This window comes from Pseudomonas sp. GW821-FHT01D09 (genome assembly GCF_059422465.1).
This window is the reverse complement of sequence record NZ_JBWKWY010000002.1, coordinates 259326-275165: the sequence shown is the minus strand read 5'-3', so window position 1 is coordinate 275165 and position 15840 is coordinate 259326. Positions and strand designations below refer to the sequence as shown.

General features: G+C 56.7%; 23 protein-coding genes. 5 read left to right on the top strand and 18 right to left on the bottom strand.

Annotated elements, in window-relative coordinates; genetic code table 11:
• Window positions 1-2: 2 nt before the first annotated feature.
• The 17 genes from AC07W7_RS04100 to AC07W7_RS04020 all read right to left on the bottom strand — a co-directional run bounded on the left by AC07W7_RS04100 (window position 3) and on the right by AC07W7_RS04020 (window position 11592).
• Entirely contained in the window at window positions 3-1022 is a 1020-nt protein-coding gene (locus AC07W7_RS04100) for a peptidase (RefSeq protein ID WP_495038787.1), read from the bottom strand.
• 95 nt (window positions 1023-1117) lie between these two features.
• Window positions 1118-1930 (bottom strand): hypothetical protein, encoded by an 813-nt coding sequence (locus tag AC07W7_RS04095; protein ID WP_495038786.1) that lies wholly within the window; start codon window positions 1928-1930, stop codon window positions 1118-1120.
• A 143-nt stretch (window positions 1931-2073) separates the two neighbouring features.
• On the bottom strand, window positions 2074-2550 hold the full coding sequence (locus AC07W7_RS04090) for a phage virion morphogenesis protein (RefSeq protein WP_236310184.1): 477 nt from the start codon (window positions 2548-2550) through the stop codon (window positions 2074-2076).
• A gap of 10 nt (window positions 2551-2560) precedes the next feature.
• On the bottom strand, window positions 2561-3391 hold the full coding sequence (locus AC07W7_RS04085) for a phage head morphogenesis protein (RefSeq protein WP_495038785.1): 831 nt from the start codon (window positions 3389-3391) through the stop codon (window positions 2561-2563).
• Window position 3392: 1 nt separating this feature from the next.
• The gene (locus AC07W7_RS04080) at window positions 3393-4889 is read right to left on the bottom strand and encodes a DUF935 domain-containing protein (RefSeq protein WP_495038784.1); all 1497 of its coding nucleotides are present in this window, start codon (window positions 4887-4889) and stop codon (window positions 3393-3395) included.
• A complete protein-coding gene (locus AC07W7_RS04075) occupies window positions 4886-6490 on the bottom strand; it encodes a hypothetical protein (RefSeq protein ID WP_495038783.1) in 1605 nt (534 codons plus the stop codon). The genes AC07W7_RS04080 and AC07W7_RS04075 overlap by 4 nt, the downstream gene beginning before the upstream one ends.
• Window positions 6487-7038 (bottom strand): phage protein Gp27 family protein, encoded by a 552-nt coding sequence (locus AC07W7_RS04070; protein ID WP_495038782.1) that lies wholly within the window; start codon window positions 7036-7038, stop codon window positions 6487-6489. The genes AC07W7_RS04075 and AC07W7_RS04070 overlap by 4 nt, the downstream gene beginning before the upstream one ends.
• Window positions 7039-7040: 2 nt before the next feature.
• Window positions 7041-7334 (bottom strand): VpaChn25_0724 family phage protein, encoded by a 294-nt coding sequence (locus AC07W7_RS04065; RefSeq protein ID WP_449103646.1) that lies wholly within the window; start codon window positions 7332-7334, stop codon window positions 7041-7043.
• Entirely contained in the window at window positions 7331-7636 is a 306-nt protein-coding gene (locus AC07W7_RS04060; protein WP_094066614.1) for a DUF2730 family protein, read from the bottom strand. The genes AC07W7_RS04065 and AC07W7_RS04060 overlap by 4 nt, the downstream gene beginning before the upstream one ends.
• Window positions 7633-7851 carry a TraR/DksA C4-type zinc finger protein gene (locus tag AC07W7_RS04055; protein WP_495038781.1) on the bottom strand — a complete coding sequence of 73 codons (219 nt, stop codon included), beginning with the start codon at window positions 7849-7851 and terminating at the stop codon, window positions 7633-7635. Before AC07W7_RS04055 ends, AC07W7_RS04060 begins: the two co-directional genes overlap by 4 nt.
• A 6-nt stretch (window positions 7852-7857) precedes the next feature.
• Window positions 7858-8472 (bottom strand): lysis protein, encoded by a 615-nt coding sequence (locus AC07W7_RS04050; protein WP_495038780.1) that lies wholly within the window; start codon window positions 8470-8472, stop codon window positions 7858-7860.
• A gap of 195 nt (window positions 8473-8667) precedes the next feature.
• A complete protein-coding gene (locus tag AC07W7_RS04045; protein WP_495038779.1) occupies window positions 8668-8886 on the bottom strand; it encodes a DUF7940 domain-containing protein in 219 nt (72 codons plus the stop codon).
• Window positions 8883-9371, bottom strand: a complete 489-nt coding sequence (locus AC07W7_RS04040; protein ID WP_495038778.1) for a structural protein — start codon at window positions 9369-9371, stop codon at window positions 8883-8885. Before AC07W7_RS04040 ends, AC07W7_RS04045 begins: the two co-directional genes overlap by 4 nt.
• Window positions 9372-9508: 137 nt before the next feature.
• On the bottom strand, window positions 9509-10081 hold the full coding sequence (locus AC07W7_RS04035) for a hypothetical protein (protein WP_495038777.1): 573 nt from the start codon (window positions 10079-10081) through the stop codon (window positions 9509-9511).
• Between the two features lie 94 nt (window positions 10082-10175).
• Window positions 10176-10721: a hypothetical protein gene (locus AC07W7_RS04030; protein WP_495038776.1), complete on the bottom strand. Its 546-nt coding sequence runs from the start codon at window positions 10719-10721 to the stop codon at window positions 10176-10178.
• On the bottom strand, window positions 10721-11161 hold the full coding sequence (locus tag AC07W7_RS04025) for a hypothetical protein (protein ID WP_495038775.1): 441 nt from the start codon (window positions 11159-11161) through the stop codon (window positions 10721-10723). The genes AC07W7_RS04030 and AC07W7_RS04025 overlap by 1 nt, the downstream gene beginning before the upstream one ends.
• 8 nt (window positions 11162-11169) lie before the next feature.
• On the bottom strand, window positions 11170-11592 hold the full coding sequence (locus AC07W7_RS04020; protein ID WP_495038774.1) for a hypothetical protein: 423 nt from the start codon (window positions 11590-11592) through the stop codon (window positions 11170-11172).
• 68 nt (window positions 11593-11660) lie between these two features.
• Here AC07W7_RS04020 and AC07W7_RS04015 point away from each other — a divergent pair, with 68 nt between their 5' ends.
• Window positions 11661-11873: a DNA-binding protein gene (locus AC07W7_RS04015; protein ID WP_005789410.1), complete on the top strand. Its 213-nt coding sequence runs from the start codon at window positions 11661-11663 to the stop codon at window positions 11871-11873.
• Here AC07W7_RS04015 and AC07W7_RS04010 read toward each other — a convergent pair.
• The gene (locus tag AC07W7_RS04010) at window positions 11853-12152 is read right to left on the bottom strand and encodes a hypothetical protein (RefSeq protein ID WP_495038773.1); all 300 of its coding nucleotides are present in this window, start codon (window positions 12150-12152) and stop codon (window positions 11853-11855) included. The genes AC07W7_RS04015 and AC07W7_RS04010 overlap by 21 nt on opposite strands.
• A gap of 111 nt (window positions 12153-12263) precedes the next feature.
• Between AC07W7_RS04010 and AC07W7_RS04005 the strand changes: the two genes are divergently transcribed.
• Genes AC07W7_RS04005 through AC07W7_RS03990 form a run of 4 tightly spaced genes read left to right on the top strand, consistent with a single transcriptional unit; the run spans window position 12264 to window position 15761 of the window.
• Window positions 12264-12743, top strand: coding sequence for a hypothetical protein (locus AC07W7_RS04005; RefSeq protein ID WP_457231248.1), 480 nt, complete (start codon window positions 12264-12266; stop codon window positions 12741-12743).
• Window positions 12740-13042 (top strand): helix-turn-helix domain-containing protein, encoded by a 303-nt coding sequence (locus tag AC07W7_RS04000; RefSeq protein ID WP_495038772.1) that lies wholly within the window; start codon window positions 12740-12742, stop codon window positions 13040-13042. Before AC07W7_RS04005 ends, AC07W7_RS04000 begins: the two co-directional genes overlap by 4 nt.
• A gap of 10 nt (window positions 13043-13052) precedes the next feature.
• Complete coding sequence (locus tag AC07W7_RS03995) at window positions 13053-13982, top strand: hypothetical protein (protein ID WP_495038771.1); 930 nt, start codon at window positions 13053-13055, stop codon at window positions 13980-13982.
• 3 nt (window positions 13983-13985) lie between these two features.
• Window positions 13986-15761 (top strand): TnsB C-terminal domain-containing protein, encoded by a 1776-nt coding sequence (locus tag AC07W7_RS03990; RefSeq protein ID WP_495038770.1) that lies wholly within the window; start codon window positions 13986-13988, stop codon window positions 15759-15761.
• Window positions 15762-15840: the final 79 nt, after the last annotated feature.

Here is a 15840-nt window from a genome sequence, read left to right as displayed (position 1 = left end):
TCCTATCGTTGAGCGCGGGCTTCAGCGTCTGCCAGCAAGGGGTTGGTGGATTGGTTGACGGACTTGCCAACGCGGGTTTTGGTGGCCACCTCGGCGAAGCTGACGCCACCCGCCAAGTCGTTGAAGATGGCTTTCAAACCATTGCTCAATGGCTCGCGCTCATCTTCTTCACCGAACTCCAGTGGGGTCTCGCTGGAGTCGGCGTAGTCCAGCGCCGCGATCACCGCCGATGCATGAATGGGTTTCATGCCCGCGGCTACGAGCTGTTCGGCGTATTCAACGTTCGATGTGTGAATGGCAGCCTGGGCGGCGGCGCGGTCTGCTTTGTCGCGTTTGGTGATGACTGCTTGCAGGCGTTTGTTTTCCGCCTCCAGGGCGGCGCTGTCTTGCTCGGACATGCTGGTTACCTCAGTGGCGCGAGTGGGTTCGGAAAAGGCGTTTTGAAGGGGCTGATCTGGTTGGCGTGCGGTTTCGGCGAGGCTGTCTATTGCCCAGGACGGGGCGACCTGGTCGGCAGTTTCTTTGTCGAACTTGCCAATGAGCCACTCGCGAAAGCGGCGCCACAGATCAGAGCTGACTTCGTGTCCGTAGTCGCCGAACTCGACAACGCCTTGCTCGCCGTCGGCCAGTTCGATGGGGCGCAACCCTTTTACCGATGGTGGCTGGGCGCCTAGGAAGCCAACGTGGCGCAGGTAGTACACGCCTGGCACAGGGTTGTTGGCAGCATCGGGGTGGTAGAAGGAAGCGGAAATTTTCTTGTAGCTGCCCTTGGCCACTTGCTCGGCGAACTCAGCATCGACCTGCGCTGGGACGGCGATAAGACCTTCTGGGGTGGCTGTGAGTGACTGAATCCAACCGGAGGCCGGGCCGTCATGTTTGGGATGGCCGATAACCATCGGCGCTTCGTGCAGGGCCGGGTCATACGCACGCACGGTGGCTGCCAGATCCGACTCGCTGAAGTCGAAGCTGGCGCCGCTCATCGCAGTGTGCTTACCGGGTCTGAAGATATGGATGGGTTTCATGGGGCTGTGCGCTGCCGTTGAAGGTGATGCGCACAGATTGAAGCGGGGAGCTGACGGCGGCTTTTAATCGAGTTTAAAGAGTGTCGAAAAAGGACTCAGTATCGCCCTTCAATCTTCAAGTGTTGAGTCACCACGAAGGGTGGAAATATTGGCCCGGATCTCAGTAGATTCATTAAATCCCAATAGCAAGCCTTGGCATATGGATGCTCAATTTCCTCGGGATACTGAAACCTATACATGGGTAATTCGTCACTGTCCGGCGGGGTATAACTTCTCGTGTACTCCGGTGCCAAGTAGTCTTGAATGCCCCATGTCAGCCCGTTCAAAAACTCCGCGATTGTGCTGGCGTGATACGCGCAAACGTCCTCATAGAAAATTTCATAAAAGTCACCTTGGGCAAGCATTGCTTGGTACAACTCAACGGACTTACCGGCTTTCTGAAGGTAGCGCTGTATATCTTCAGCTACGCCCACAGATCGCAAAGTGTTGTGCTTCGAGAGATTCCCGACGATTTTCATCACAACATATCTTGGGATAGAGATTTCGACCTGCAGATTTATCGATGGCAACCAAGCGTCAACGGTCATTTCCTCACGTAGCCAGTCCCTAAAAACAATCACTGCCTTTTTTAGTTTCTGCACAGAGCCATTCACTTCGAAGCTTGGCGCATCACAGATATTATTCATTGCTTGTAAATAGGGTATTGATGGAACGGGGGCTTTTGGATCAGTTTGCGATAAAAAGTCCACTAGGGTGATGAAAAAGAATTGTCGGTGTACCGAGGTTTCAAACCAAACGTTTTTATGCTCCCCCTTACCAACCACCGTCATCAGCTGATAATTGACCATTGACCTAAGTAGCTCGGTTACTGCTGACAAATAAATGACCTCATCTTCCATTTTGTTCATCTGATTGTCTCAGTCGGTTACTGTTAGATTCGGCATAGCCCGAAAAGAGGGCCAATAAGCCTTTATAAAGCGTTTACAGAGATTTTTCAGCCTCGATACCTGTGAACCGTAGCGACATGAACACACGGGCGCGCCTGTAGGCCCTACAGGCGAGCGGTTCTTTCGATGTGATGCATGGCCAACTCAAGGATTGCTTCCTCTGCATCAAGCTGCAGCTGCCCCTCGGTGTCCATCGGCAAAAACGGGCGGCCTGGAATATCACCCCACAGGTGCGGGAAGTCCGACTTTTTACCGCCGAAGTGCATCATGGCGGCGTAGGGCTTGTTGCTGCCAACCAAGGCGGTGCTGTCATCAGCACGGCTGCTGATCGAGGCTGCCAGTCCTGCAGCGCTGATCTGCAATATCTGGCCAGGCCAATTACCGCTCTTCGCCCGGCGCTCGGTGGTGGTGTCCGACAGATCCGCCCAGTCGGGTCGACCTTCCTCGGCGAAGTTCTCTTCGGTCTGACTGACCAGCTCAGCAGCGATGCCGCGCATCAGCGGCGCGACATCTCCCACGGCCCACTCAACTCGGCGTAGGGCGGCCTGCAGACGTTCGTGATCCAACTCAACAGTGATCATTTCAACTTCCCTACACAGCGGTTTGTTTGCGTTTCAGCATGTCAGCGAGGCCAGCACCTGGTGCATGGTTGAACCCTGGGTCCGTAAGGAAGGTAATTGCCTTGCCTGCTGCATCCGTGGTGCGTAGGCCCGTAACCTCGGCGGTGCGTATCTCGCCAGTTCGTTTATCCGTGCCTGTCTCAACCGTTTCGGTGAACATGCGACCTTCACTTGAAATGATCCTCAGACCACGGCGCCTTACCGACGCCTCCGTAAGTGCAACGACACGGCAGCGGCAATTGAAGCCGTTCGGTGGGAAGATCGCTGCCCAGATCGGATCATCGTGACGGAACACCTGACCATGTAACGCTCGATGGCTGGGTCTTGTTTTGCCATCCAGAATGGCGACGTACATCCAATTCGGATGGGTGTCCGTGGTTTCTTCCATATCGGCCTTACGGCCAGCCATGTAGGCGCTCTGCAGATTTGTCTGGTAGATCGTTCGAAGCCTGCGCGGACTGCCGAGCTGCACCAGCTCACCCACGCCTTGGCTATCAACGATTACCTGCTGGCCCCACCAACCTTGAGATTCCAGCGTTGGTTGCAGTGCGGCAATGAACTGTTTAAGCGTTTGCCCATCTTGGAGCGCCGTCTCCAGTGCGCCACGAATATCGGACAGCAGATCGAGACGCATGGCCTTGGCCACAGTGAAGGCCTGGTCATGTGCCTGATCGAGCATTTCCTGCCAGTTCCAAGTGATCGCATACCCTTTGGACTTCAGGTACTCCATAGCCTTTTCTGGCTCCAGGCCGAAAATGGCCTTGAGGTCAGCCGGGTTCACTGGTTTTGCGGCGCTGGCCATGTCAGTTCTCCCGGTCGGCGCTGGCGCTCAAACGGCCCCAGGTGTCCGCGATGAACATCAAGCGTGCCAGCGTCTGCTCAAGGGCTTGGGTATCCATCTGGGGATAAACCTCGGCCAACAGCCCGAGCGCTTCGCTGTCGGCACGGCCACGTTGCAGTGCTTCAATCAGCGGCGCTATTGCCTGTTCGCTTTGCTCCTGGAGCAACGACGCAGGCAGAGCGTTAATGGCCTGGTCGAGTGCAACCTGATCAAGGATCGGTTTGAGCGCGGATTCAGCGAACTCTGGGCCGACATCGGAAGGCGTCGTTTCAACGATGTCGCCGTCCTGCAGGTTGTAGGTGCGTTTGAAGTATTGCGGGGTGAAGGTGACGCCTGATTCGCTGAGGCTTTTGTCTCGCTCAGCCAGCACCTTATCAATCTCTTCCTGCTCCCACAGCTCGTAAACGGGAGCGATCACCTGTTCGCCAAAATTTATATCGACGATACGTCGAATCACAGCATTCAGTGATGCAGCAACAATTCCAGCATCGCCGTCACGAATATCCTTAGTAACCTCAGCCCCCGCCGTAGCGCTTGCGCGGGTGCTGTCTTTCTCTGTGGTCTGGTTTTGCCCAAGCATGGCCACGTTGATTTCGCTGCGGCAATATTCCAATAGTTCGCGGTAAACCTCAGCGCTGCCAGCCTTACCAGCGGCTTCAATGATCTGCACGCTGGAGTCATCAGGGATCGCCGCGACGGCGTCCTGCACCATCGCCTCCAAGCTATCGAGAAGCAGATCGGTCTCGCCGTCAGTGGCACCACGCGGGTGTTTTCCGATAACCCACGGGCTGCCGTACTTCTCGGTGAACTGCACCCAGAACTTCAACCCTCCCTTCATGAAGGTCGCGGGCCAGAAGCACATGCTGAGGTCCGGGAAACCGTATGGGTTCGCATAGGTAGCATCCTGGCGGGCAACGATAAACCGCTGCGGGTCGCACAGCTCACCGTCCTGGCCTGCTTCTTTGGATCGAAAGCGCAGTTCGTTGTCCTTGTCGTAGAAGAACCATTCGGCAGGTTTGCCTAGCAGGTCTTCTGGCACTAGGTTCATACCGACTGGCTGCCACATCAGCTCGACGGGCTGATATCCAAACAACGGTGCGTCGAGCAGCTCGCGAATGATGCGGTCCAGATCCAGATCCGTCAGCCAGTCGCGGATGAATCGCTCAACCTTGATGGGCGCCGCGCCGCGTTTGATCCCGCGCTCCAGTGAAAGTACCGACGCTTTACGGCGGCGGATGTTGCCGCCAACCAAAGCCGAGCTGCGCAAGTCACGATAGACCGTAATGTCCTTGCCCTGTGCCTTGAGGATCGGGTCAGGGTTTGGCAGGTTGGCGCCGCTAAAGCTGCCCGCGTCGGATCGGCCACGGGTGGCGATATGTTGATTGAGCGTCGAGCTGCGCTTGGCTTCGGCAAAGCTGACAAATTCAGTGGGGCTGACCCACAAGCCTCTCTTGTTCATGCGAACCCCTGGGTGATGCGTTTGCCCTGACGGCGGCGACGTGATTTGACAGAGACCGGGCCGGAGGTGACTTCCAGCGTGGCAAAGTTGGCGAGCGCGCCCGCGCCCGCGAAGTCGCCGTGGCGGTACAGGTCCGGGTCTTTTAGATCTTGGGAGCGAGCTTTGACGATCATAGGAATACCGTCCACTTGCTCGATGGCGCGCACATCCTGGTGCAGGTTGTCGTCCTGGGGCATGGTGATGGTGTTGTCCTCAAACAGGCCGACGAACTTCGGCATCCAGGCGCCGTACCAGGCTCGACTGATTTTCACTTGTTTGATGAGGTTGTGGCCGAACTCGTCGGCGGTCTCTTCGGCGAGCGTTTCACCGTTACCCGACGCATCGAGCGCCGCGCCGCTGAAGCGGGGTAATCCGCGCAGGGTGTAGAACAACACGAGTTTTTGCTGACGCGCGGGGACACGATGCATCTCGATGACAAAGGGCACGTCTCGGTGGCGTGACTGGTCGACTGACATCGGGCAGGCAATGGAGAAGTCGCGGTGGCGGGCGTAGTCCATGCCCAGGTAATGGCGCAGATCGAGAGGGAGCTGCTTTACCAATGGAGCCAAATACCGCTCTATCCAGTCCTCAACATAGGCGTCGCGCCGTTGGACAGATTGCTGGGTGAAGTCGTCCGGCAGCGCCAGGCGCAGTACTTCTCGGCCCGCTCGCATAGCGTCGTCGATCCACACGCCAGGAATACAAACACCGTTGCCGTCCCTTGGGATCGCGTCCAGCTCTTCGCGCATCTGTGCTTTGCGCGGGCCGTAGGCATTGCGGATCTTTTTGTACCAGGCTTCCTTGCCTTCCGCTCTGGCGGGTTTCCCGGCCATGAAGCACACACGTTCATACAAACCGTTGGCCACCGCGTCATCAAACGTTGCTCGGAACACCTCGGCACTGTCTCCATAACGCTTGTCCTGGATGTCGTTGACCATCTGATTGAAAGGGTTGGATTTGCCGTTGTGGGTACTGATGATGACGATACGACCGCCCCAGATCAGCAAGGCAGTAGCGGCATCCAGCACGGCGGACACGTCACGGTGAAACGCTGCTTCGTCGATGATCACTTTGCCCTGCAAACCACGGACACCGGCGGGGTTACTCGAAAGTGCAACGATCTTGAAACCTGATGCATAGCGAATACGGTAGGCGTTGATTTTACGGGTGTTGCCTTCCTCGTCCTGGTCATCGAACAGGAACTCCTCAATCTGACTCACACCTGAGGTCTGGGCTTCCGCGATCACCCGGCTGAACTTGGCGCAGTAGCCGATGAACTCCAGGCCTTTTTCCTTGGTGTCGCCGATGTAGAAGCAATCCATGCCACCGGCCACATTTTGAGATGCGGCAGTGATCACTGAATCCAACGCTTCAGCAAAGGTGATGCCTGTACGACGTCCTTTTTCACAGAGTTTTATCTGAGCGTCCAATGCCAACCAGGCAGACTGGTGGGCCATCAGGATGCCTTCTGCCAAAGGGTTATAGCCGTCGGGGATCTGGCGAACGCTGGGGGGCAACTCGTCCCATTCGATGACGCGGACGGTGCTAGACGATGGTTTCATTGCCTCACGCCCAAGAATTTCTGACGCCAGAACATGGCCTGATCTTCGGTCATGCCTTTGGCTTTCACAGCGCTGTCCAGCTCAGCCGCTTGTTCCTGGAGCAGGCGTTCGCGGGCCGCTTTTTCGATGACCTGGCGTTCTTTCACGCTCATTGTCCGCGCCTCCATGGTGGCCTTGGCGGCACGGGCCAAGGCCGAGACTTCGGCGATGGTGACCTCGTCCTTTTCATGGGCACCCATCGCCGCCTGGTAAGTCAGGGTCGAAATCGCCTCGACCAGCAACACGCCGGTTTTATCCGATGCATCCTCGCCAAAGGCACCGACAAAAGCTTCGGCCATCTCCCGCTGCTGGCGGACCTTGTCGGTGAGTTCGTCGAAGCCCAACTTGAAGCGGCCCAAGGCGCTACGACTGGGGGCTTTCTCGCTGGGAAATCGCCTCTGAATATCGGCCAGCATGTCATCCAGGGTCATGCGATCTTCGCGCAGCAGTTTCTGGATGTGCGCCTTGACCAAGGGCGGCAGACGACTGATGGAGGACTTGCCCGCCATGGTTACGCTCCTGGCCGCTTGATACCGGGCACGCGAGCGCGTCCTGCAGCAATGTCCTGCCCGCGCTCGGAGAGCGTGGCCACCATCACCGGGCCGACATCCTGAAGGGTCAACGCCCCTTGCTCTGCCAGCCAGTGCAGCTCAGTTTTGACCTGGTCGCGACTGAGGGTATGCCCGTAACTATCGAGGGCCATAGTCAGCACGGAGCTGTTGGCACGGTACGCGGTCATCTCGACGAGCAAACGCAGCAACACTAAGCGGACATCCTGACGAATGAAGTCGGAATATGGGGTCATGTCTTTTCTCTCAGCAGGTAATCATTGATCCGGTCCAGCGAACGTGCCAAAGGGCCTAGCGCATCCTTCATTCCAGACAGCTCGGCCCGCACAGCCTTCATATCCCCCAGCAGATCGGTGACAGCAGTTTGGTCAGGCAGATGCCGAACGTGTTCTTCCAGGGCGACAATCCTGGTGCGCAGTACCAGCAGCTCCTGCGTGCTGGCGGCTTGACGATTAGTGAGCCAGGTGTAAATGCCAATTACCGTGAGCACTACCCACTGCATGGCGGTGAAGCTGAAGTTCAGTTGTTCCAGGTTCATCGAAAACCCCGTCTATTCATGTGTTGTAAAGCGCCTTCGCAGTCGCTGCAGTGTTCGGTGCCTGGTTCGTTCTGGCGGCGGTCCTCCGGGATCGCATCGCCACATGCCTCACAGCGGTAGGCTGAAGGCCCGGATCGGCGTTGCAGCCCACGGGCGTAGATTCGTGCTTCCGACTCATCGTCGTCCTGCTCTGTAGCGTGTTCGGCTACATCCATAGAGCGTCAGTCCTTTTTCTGTAGATCCAGCAAGCCGTTGAGTTGGGCAAGGTTGTTGCGAGCCCACACGCCGTAATCCTGGGCGTGGGCAAGGATGTCTGCGGGAGTGACGCCGCTTTCCAATAGTTCGGCGTCAGTGCCGGGGGCTGCCCAGGGCGCTTGCGCAGATTGGGTGGCAGTGGCGCCTGCTCTTGGGGCAGGCACACCGAGGGCGGTGTTGTAGTCGCGCAGCCAGCCAGCAGTGAACACGCAACGAGGGATAGGCTGAGCAGCTGCGCCAGGCGCAGGGCGGTATTGGGTCGTGACATGGGGGATGCGCTCCTGGAGCAGTTGTTTTTCTTTCGCGTACTGATCCATCAAGTTGAACAGCAGCGACTCGCTTTCGTTGGCTCTGGTGACCTGCTGCAGCAGCTGCAGGCGGTTGGCGCTTTCCGCTGCCAGGGCTTGCTCTGCGTGCTTGAATTTGAGATCTGACAAAGCAGTGGCGCCCAAGGACTGGCCGTAACGAAAGCCGAAGCCATACGCGATTGAACCGGCAGCTGAGGCGCTTAGCAGGCATGCGAGCCCGACAGCAGCGAGCCGAGCCGGTAAGGGCCAAACCAACTGCTCAAGCGCGCCCATGATGATGCCTCTGGCGGTTGCGTGATTTACGTGCACGACGTTTGGCAGCGACGATGCCGGTCTTGCCGTGCCGATAGGAGGGTGTGACTGACGCCCTGGTCCAACTGCCGACGGCGGAACTGGACACGGGCCAGCGAGGCGCCCACGTAAAACTCGCGAGCAATGCCGAAAAGAGACGGCCACACAAGTTGAACTTCATGCCGATGCCCCCTGATCCGGGCCTTGCTTGATCAGGCGAGCGAGGAAAAGCACCAGCGCCAAACCGCTGTTGAGGGCGGCATAGGCACGTGGTGAAAGTTGGGCCTGCCACATTGGCAGCAACTCAAGTTGAGCGAACCCCAGCAGCGCGATCAGGATGGTGATCTGGACGCTGTAGAGCCGGTAGCAGCAACGCCAGCCGCAGATGGGTTTCATGCCGCCACCCCATGCTTTGCCCCGCGCTCAATACCAGCGAGAGCCAGCCCATCGGCAATGATTGCATCGCCATACCAATGATCACCGGGCAATGGGCCTGGGCCGTTTTCATGACGGACGATGGCGCTGACCAGTGTGCGCATGACGTCGAAGTCGTACACGTCCACGCCTTCATAGTCAGGGTGAAGGCCAAGCGCACGTGCCACGCTAGCCGTGTAGGCATTGGTGTTGTTTTCGGAGGGTGGCGCCCAGCGTTCGATGAACTCGCGCACGGTGTCAATGCGGCTGCCGTCCTTGGCCAGGCGCTTGTCCTGGTAGGTGATCAGTACGCGGGCGATGGCACGGATACCCCAGCGCGGGGTGGTGAACTGAACGAACTCCGTATCGCCCTGGGCGACGGCCATACCTTGCCAACGCACGCCCTTGGCATGGCGGATATTGCCGGGATTGAAGTTGCGGATACCGCGAGGGGTTTCGGGTCGCATGGGACACCTCCTGTAAAGGCGCCGTAGGTTTCAGGCGCCAGAAATACACACGCCGCCATGATCGGCGGCGTGTGGCAGGAAGGCTTTTAATCGGGTTTAAAGAGCGGTTATTAGCAATATACGTTAGTTGCTTAGAATCATTTCCTTTTTTGGTTCTCTGGATTTAGCGCGTATATGCGGCCCTTGGGGGTTAGCTCCCAGTAATTGTAAAAGTTAGCATCGTACTCAATTGTTATCAGAGACCTATCGGTCAGAACATCAATGGCGGCCTGAGTAGGGAGCCGCGTAAGGCTGAGTTGTTCCATGATGTCGTGATCATCTGGGCATTGATTGTTTTCGAGGAGTGCAGCGATTGTCATGAGTACAGAATGTTCGATATCGCTCAGCTGTGGCATTGGCGGCTTGGTTCGTACTGGCGGATTTTTTAGTCTCTCGTTCTCAACATTGGTAGCATGCAATGTTCTATTTTGGAAAAAGATATAGAGACATAGGAGTAGTGCGAAGAGCAGCAAAGCTATTAGCTGCCATAGAGGCGTAGGAATTTCTTGCTTAAGGAGGGCTGCACCATAGAGGATGCCAGCCCAAATGGTCGATAGGATCGTAAAGTCGAGAAAGTAGTCGAAAGCTTTTGTCGCCGCCCAAGCAATACAGAAAAATACTACCGACCATACAGCTTTTTTGATTGATGATGCTGTGAAGATTCCATTCATGTTCATTTCTAGTTCCAAATACTAACGTGTGCTACGCCCATTGGGAAGAATAGCGTTCAAAAAGTGACTGCGTGAATTAAGAAGATTACTTCCGTTAGCTCTCGCAATAAACTGGTTTCGGCTTTGCGACCACTTCTTTCGTCTGTGGATCAACACCAAAAACTGTTAGGCATTCTGAATCTTTATTGTTTTTTACTGATTTGGCGGAGGCAGCTGGCTGGGCTTCTTTTAGGCACTCGGTACGGTGTGCTTGGAACTGCTCCAAGGCCGCCGACAAGGAGTCTGGAGCGGACTCGAAATCGCCTCGACCCGCAACACTAACTTTCGCTCGCCACCAGCTTTGGGCATAAACACCAGCTGCGCTACAGTGCCCTAAAGGGTCAAGAACTGATGATCCAAACGAAGCCTTCCCCAAGACTACAAGTGATGTGAAGTGCCGGCTATGCTTTCCCACCTCTTTCAAATCGCCTGCTTCTAGTATCGTAACCCCGTCGGCCATTGCTTTATCCAGTGCAATCATTTGTTTTGTTGCGCGTTTGAACGCATCTGGGCTTGGCTCCGTAAACGGCAGACCATGTGCAACTGAAGACAGTGCGAAAGCAATCACAGCAATAAGGTGTCTTCCGGTGCGTCTACTCATTACTTGTTCCCTCTTATCAATCTAATGAGGAGCTTGCCAACAAGGGATAGCACTACAGAGCCGTTAAGTATCCACCATTGCCGAAATCCATTCCAAAGCGCCGCTCCGAGTAAAACAAGCATTGTTGAGATAGCTCCGAGTTCAAAAAAGCTCACGGGGGGGATATCTGGAGAGCGGCTATTCAGCAACTGCAGCAACGCTCCCCAAACGAGCATAATCATGAAGCCAAAGCGCAACAGACGCTCATTTCGTGCCTGAGTCTTAAGTTCATAGCGGCAATGGTTGCAGATGGTGACATCAGCGCTGACGACCCTATCTTCGCACCGGGCACATGGTTTGATGGCAACCTGCCTAAGCTGCTCAGACGACAATTTCAAAATGGTGTTGTGTTCGTAATAGTCGCGTCCCGCTACACGATTGTTGTCCCCGTTGATACCCATTTCCGCTATCACTCCTTGGTATTGAAATCTCGCCCTGCTACTCGGTGACCAGACCCGGAAACGGTTTGTGTACTTGTGTGCGATGTCTGCTCAGCAGTGCTTGTGCCCATAAGCATGGAAGCAAGCGCACGCTTTTTACTTGACGTATCGAGCGTGCGGTAACCGTCAATCAGCACCTCTTCATCAGGCGCCAGTTTGTTTGGCACATGTTGAGGGCGTTCTCCCGTGAGTACGTACATCGCGTCCACCCCTATAACCATCAGTCTGGCTACGAGGTCAGCCGGGCACTTCTGCCTTCCTGACACGACATCCTTGAGCCGCTGCGGGCTCGACTCGTGCGCGGCACGAGAAGCCGCAGCCAGCGACATACCGCAGCGGTCGATTTCTTCGCGCAAACGAACGTGTATATATTCCACTAAATCAGTTGACACGGTGTATATATCCCACCAAAATAATCCACACAAACACTAATCATCTTTGCATCACAGGAGCCACCACCATGGCCACCCATGCCAAAGCCCTATCCGCCGACCAGGTGAAAGAAAACTTCCGTCGGGTTGGCAAAACCATCACTGAATGGGCTACCGAGAACGGCTACACCCGTAACGAGGTGTACCGCGTACTCAATGGCCAAGCCAAAGCCCATTACGGCAAGGCTCACGATATTGCGGTGAAACTGGGGCTTAAACCTTCATCGGCGTTGGCAGCGTAATGGCTGTCGTGCAGATGGGTGTCGACCGCTTCGGCTTCCGGCTTGCCGCGTTGTCGATTGGCGAGCCATGCGGGCTTCAGCCAATTGATCGCACAGCCAGCCAAGCGTCTTCGTCGCTTCAGCCTCAATTGATTGGCCTGGCCAACGAATCGGCCTCAGCGCCTTCTCAAGGCACTCAGCGGTCACAAGACCTTCAACTTCAAAAACTGCCGCAAGGCGTAACCAGCCCTGCGCCAAAGCATTCACTTGCGCTTCAAGCGCCTCAATACGGTCGGTCATAGCCATGTCTCAGTTTGCGAATGTACCGCAAAACTTTGCAGCTGGCGCAACCCGTTTGGCTAGCTGCAAAAAAAGCATTTGTTTGGAAGGCCGTTTGCAGGAGGGTTTCCAATGAATCGTCGCCGCTGGAAGAACGTTCGCCCGACATCGCTGCGCCACGCTCTAGAGCTGTGCAAGGATTTTGCAATCGACGCTCACAATAAAAGTGTGCAGCGCATCGCGGATGAAATGGGGCTCCCTGATCACTGGGCGCTTTATAAATGGTTACAAACTGGCCGCATGCCCGCCAACTTGATTCGCCCTTACGAGCGAGTGTGTAACTGCGATTACGTCACTCGCTGGATCGCTGCCAGCGCAGGTCGCCTGACTATTGATATGCCCACCGGGCGTAACTGCAACGCCCAGGACACCCAGGTTTTACAGGAACTGCTGACAACCGCTGCAGGGAAGCTGCTGGCTTTCTACGCCAAGAATAGCGAAGCCGACGAGACCTTAGCCGCCATTCAGGAAGCTATGGAAGGGCTCGCCTGGCACCGGGGCAACGTCAGCCAAACCCAACACCCACAACTTGAACTGGAGGGACGGCCATGAGCCGCACTGCCTCAGGAGCAGCCCGTGTGCTGGGCGTGCTGAAAGCGCTGAAGGGCCACACCGTCACCGGCCTCAGCAATACCGAGTTGGCCCAGCTGACCAAGGACAGCCCGAGCAACATCACCCGTGCGATGCAGACCCTGATTGAAGAAGGGTTGGCGGTGAAGCTAGACAACGGGCGGTTTGCCCATTCGGTGGCAATGCTGCAAATCGCCCAGGCACACGCCGAGCATATGGCGCGGCTGACCCAACGGATGCAAGAAATCAATCAGCGCATTGCCGCTGGCTCGATAAACTAAGGAGACAACCATGGCACGTGCAAAAAACCAAATTGCTGACCCCATTGAATTGCCTGCGTTGGATGGCGAAATGCTCACCGCCACTCAAAACTCGATGGCCACCGCAATGACCTCACACAGTGAGGAGCGGGACATCGTCAATCAGCTGCTCGGCCAGGCCCAAATGGCCGACTCCATCGGCAAGTTCACCGCGACGGTCGCGGTTTCCAAGATGGCCTATGTGAAAGAACACAAGCTGTACCGGGGCTTGGCGGGGATGCACGACCGCGACGGTCGCGGTTTGAGCGGCACTTGGGAGGAGTTTTGCAGCCTGCTCGGCACTTCTGCACCCAAGGTAAACGAAGACATAAACAACCTGCGCCAGTTTGGCGAGGACGCCCTTGAGTCCATGTCCCGCATGGGCATCGGCTACCGCGAAATGCGTCAGTACCGGCGCCTGCCTGAAGACGCCCAAGCAGCCCTGATTGAAGTTGCCAAGGCCGGTGACAAGGATGCCTTTGTTGACCTGGCAGAAGAAATAATTGCCAAGCACGCCAAGGAAAAAGCCGAACTCACCCAGCGCTTGGACGAGATCAACGCCGACTACGACGCCCAGGGCGAAGTCATGGCGAAGAAAGCAAAAGAATTGGACAGCACCAAGCAGGAGCTGGAGAAACACCGCAAACGCATCCAGACCGCAACGCCGGACGAGGTCATCAAAGAACTGCGCACCGAGTTAGTCGCCCTTCAATTTGAAGTGGAGGCCAAGATCCTGGGCGAGCTGCGCGAAGGGTTTTCCAAAATGGCGGAACACGCCACCGACAATGGCCAGGACCATCGCGCCTATCAGGCCGACTTGATCCTGCAGCTGGAAACAACCCTGGCCACAGTACGCAGCGAGTTTCATCTGCCCCATCACCAGGGCGCCAACCCTGTGTGGATGGACCAGGTAGAGGCGTAACCCATGAACCCGGTACAGACCCAGCAACTGGCTCAGATCGCCCAACGGGCAGCCAATGCCCCGCATGGTCAGCGCACCGCCATTTACAAGGCCGGTGCAGCCGAGCTGGGTGTTTCCCTTCAAACCCTGCAGCGCAAGCTCAAGGAGGTTGCGGTGAGCAAACCCCGTAAACGTCGCAGCGATGCAGGCAATAGCGCCTTGCCCTTGGATGAGGCTCGCATGATTTCAGCCGTGTTGCTGGAGTCCATCCGGGCCAACAACAAGCAGCTGTCCACCATAGAGCGAGCTGTTGAGCGCTTGCGCAGCAACAACTTGATCCTTGCGGGCCGCGTGGATGAGGGCTCGGGAGCGTTTCGCCCGCTGACCAATAGCGCCATCAGCCGCGCCCTACGCACTTACAAGCTGCACCCGGAGCAGCTGCTGCACGATGCACCCGCCGTGTCGCTGGCCAGCAAGCACCCCAATCACGTCTGGCAGGTCGACGCGTCAATCTCGACGCAGTTCTACCTGGCGGACGACGGAGCACGGGTGATGCTCAAGGCAGAATTCTATGATGGCAAACCGGGCAATCTGAAGAAGATCGAGCGCCAACGTCTTTGGCGTTACGTGATCACCGACCACACCAGCGGCACGTTGTATGTCGAGTACGTGCTGGGGGCGGAGTCGGCTGAGAACCTGTGCAACGTGCTGATCAACGCCATGCAGAAACGCAGCGAGTCAGACCCATTCCACGGCGTGCCCTGGATACTGATGACCGACCCCGGCGCCGCCATGACCAGCGGGATTTTCCGCAACCTATGCCGTGCCATGTCCATTGAGTTGATCATCAACCAGGTCGGTAATGCTCGGGCCAAGGGCCAGGTTGAACAGGCTCACAACATCGTCGAGCGCGAATTTGAGAGTGCCCTGAAGTTTCAAGCCGCGACCAGCCTAGAGCAGATCAACAGCTGGGCAGGCCAGTGGATGCGTTACTTCAACGCAACGTCTATTCACACCCGTACCCGCCGTAGCCGCTATGGCGTGTGGCAGATGATCAAGCAGGACGAATTGCGCCTGGCTCCCAGCGTTGAGGTCTGCCGGGAACTGGCGGTCAGCACGCCGGAGCAACGCAAGGTCAGCAACCTGTTACGGGTTTCGTTCCGAGGCGACCAGTTCGATGTCAGCTCGGTACAGGACGTGATGGTAGGCGACAAGCTACTGATCACCCGTAACTGCTGGCGCGACAAGGACTCAGCCATCGTTGTGATGATCGGCGCCGACGGTCGCGAGCATTACCACGTCGTTGATCGGATTGGCATGGATCAATTCGGTTTCGCTCAGACGGCAGCGACCATCGGAGAACAATACAAACGCCATGCGGAAACACCTGCTCAAACCTCGCGCAAGCTGCTGGAGCAGATCGCTACCGGTACTACCAACGAGGCCGACGCCCAGGCTGCCCGCAAGGCCAAGACCCTGCCATTCGGTGGACTCATTGACCCGCACAAACACGTTACTGACACCGTGCTGCCAGCCTACCTGCCGCGTCGTGGCACGTCCCTGAATGTCAACGTCCCTACTGTCGAGCATGCACTTTTGTCGCATGTAGAGGCTGCGAAATTACTGCGCCCGAGGATGGCCAATCTCTGGTCAGCCGAGACATTCAACTGGCTGCAGCAGCAATACCCGGAGGGCATCGCCCAGGAGCAGCTCGACACCATCGAGGCCGAGCTGAAACGACCTGTAGAGGTCATGCGCAAACCGCTAAGCCTAGTTCGGGCTGCGGTTGGAGGTGAGTGATGTTGAAACTTAAGCACGTTTTACAGGGGGTCGGCCGACCTCAATCGGCCCTGGCCGAGTCGCTGAAGCTCAGCGAGGC

Coding starts and splice junctions, on each gene's coding strand:
- AC07W7_RS03995 (WP_495038771.1), top strand. CDS start 13,053: ATGGCACGTGCAAAAAACCAAATTGCTGACCCCATTGAATTGCCTGCG.
- AC07W7_RS04070 (WP_495038782.1), bottom strand. CDS start 7,038: ATGGCGGGCAAGTCCTCCATCAGTCGTCTGCCGCCCTTGGTCAAGGCG.
- AC07W7_RS04000 (WP_495038772.1), top strand. CDS start 12,740: ATGAGCCGCACTGCCTCAGGAGCAGCCCGTGTGCTGGGCGTGCTGAAA.
- AC07W7_RS04035 (WP_495038777.1), bottom strand. CDS start 10,081: ATGAATGGAATCTTCACAGCATCATCAATCAAAAAAGCTGTATGGTCG.
- AC07W7_RS04085 (WP_495038785.1), bottom strand. CDS start 3,391: ATGGCCAGCGCCGCAAAACCAGTGAACCCGGCTGACCTCAAGGCCATT.
- AC07W7_RS04030 (WP_495038776.1), bottom strand. CDS start 10,721: ATGAGTAGACGCACCGGAAGACACCTTATTGCTGTGATTGCTTTCGCA.
- AC07W7_RS04010 (WP_495038773.1), bottom strand. CDS start 12,152: ATGACCGACCGTATTGAGGCGCTTGAAGCGCAAGTGAATGCTTTGGCG.
- AC07W7_RS04055 (WP_495038781.1), bottom strand. CDS start 7,851: ATGGATGTAGCCGAACACGCTACAGAGCAGGACGACGATGAGTCGGAA.
- AC07W7_RS04050 (WP_495038780.1), bottom strand. CDS start 8,472: ATGGGCGCGCTTGAGCAGTTGGTTTGGCCCTTACCGGCTCGGCTCGCT.
- AC07W7_RS04075 (WP_495038783.1), bottom strand. CDS start 6,490: ATGAAACCATCGTCTAGCACCGTCCGCGTCATCGAATGGGACGAGTTG.
- AC07W7_RS04065 (WP_449103646.1), bottom strand. CDS start 7,334: ATGACCCCATATTCCGACTTCATTCGTCAGGATGTCCGCTTAGTGTTG.
- AC07W7_RS04095 (WP_495038786.1), bottom strand. CDS start 1,930: ATGAACAAAATGGAAGATGAGGTCATTTATTTGTCAGCAGTAACCGAG.
- AC07W7_RS04080 (WP_495038784.1), bottom strand. CDS start 4,889: ATGAACAAGAGAGGCTTGTGGGTCAGCCCCACTGAATTTGTCAGCTTT.
- AC07W7_RS03990 (WP_495038770.1), top strand. CDS start 13,986: ATGAACCCGGTACAGACCCAGCAACTGGCTCAGATCGCCCAACGGGCA.
- AC07W7_RS04090 (WP_236310184.1), bottom strand. CDS start 2,550: ATGATCACTGTTGAGTTGGATCACGAACGTCTGCAGGCCGCCCTACGC.
- AC07W7_RS04015 (WP_005789410.1), top strand. CDS start 11,661: ATGGCCACCCATGCCAAAGCCCTATCCGCCGACCAGGTGAAAGAAAAC.
- AC07W7_RS04025 (WP_495038775.1), bottom strand. CDS start 11,161: ATGGGTATCAACGGGGACAACAATCGTGTAGCGGGACGCGACTATTAC.
- AC07W7_RS04060 (WP_094066614.1), bottom strand. CDS start 7,636: ATGAACCTGGAACAACTGAACTTCAGCTTCACCGCCATGCAGTGGGTA.
- AC07W7_RS04100 (WP_495038787.1), bottom strand. CDS start 1,022: ATGAAACCCATCCATATCTTCAGACCCGGTAAGCACACTGCGATGAGC.
- AC07W7_RS04045 (WP_495038779.1), bottom strand. CDS start 8,886: ATGAAACCCATCTGCGGCTGGCGTTGCTGCTACCGGCTCTACAGCGTC.
- AC07W7_RS04005 (WP_457231248.1), top strand. CDS start 12,264: ATGAATCGTCGCCGCTGGAAGAACGTTCGCCCGACATCGCTGCGCCAC.
- AC07W7_RS04040 (WP_495038778.1), bottom strand. CDS start 9,371: ATGCGACCCGAAACCCCTCGCGGTATCCGCAACTTCAATCCCGGCAAT.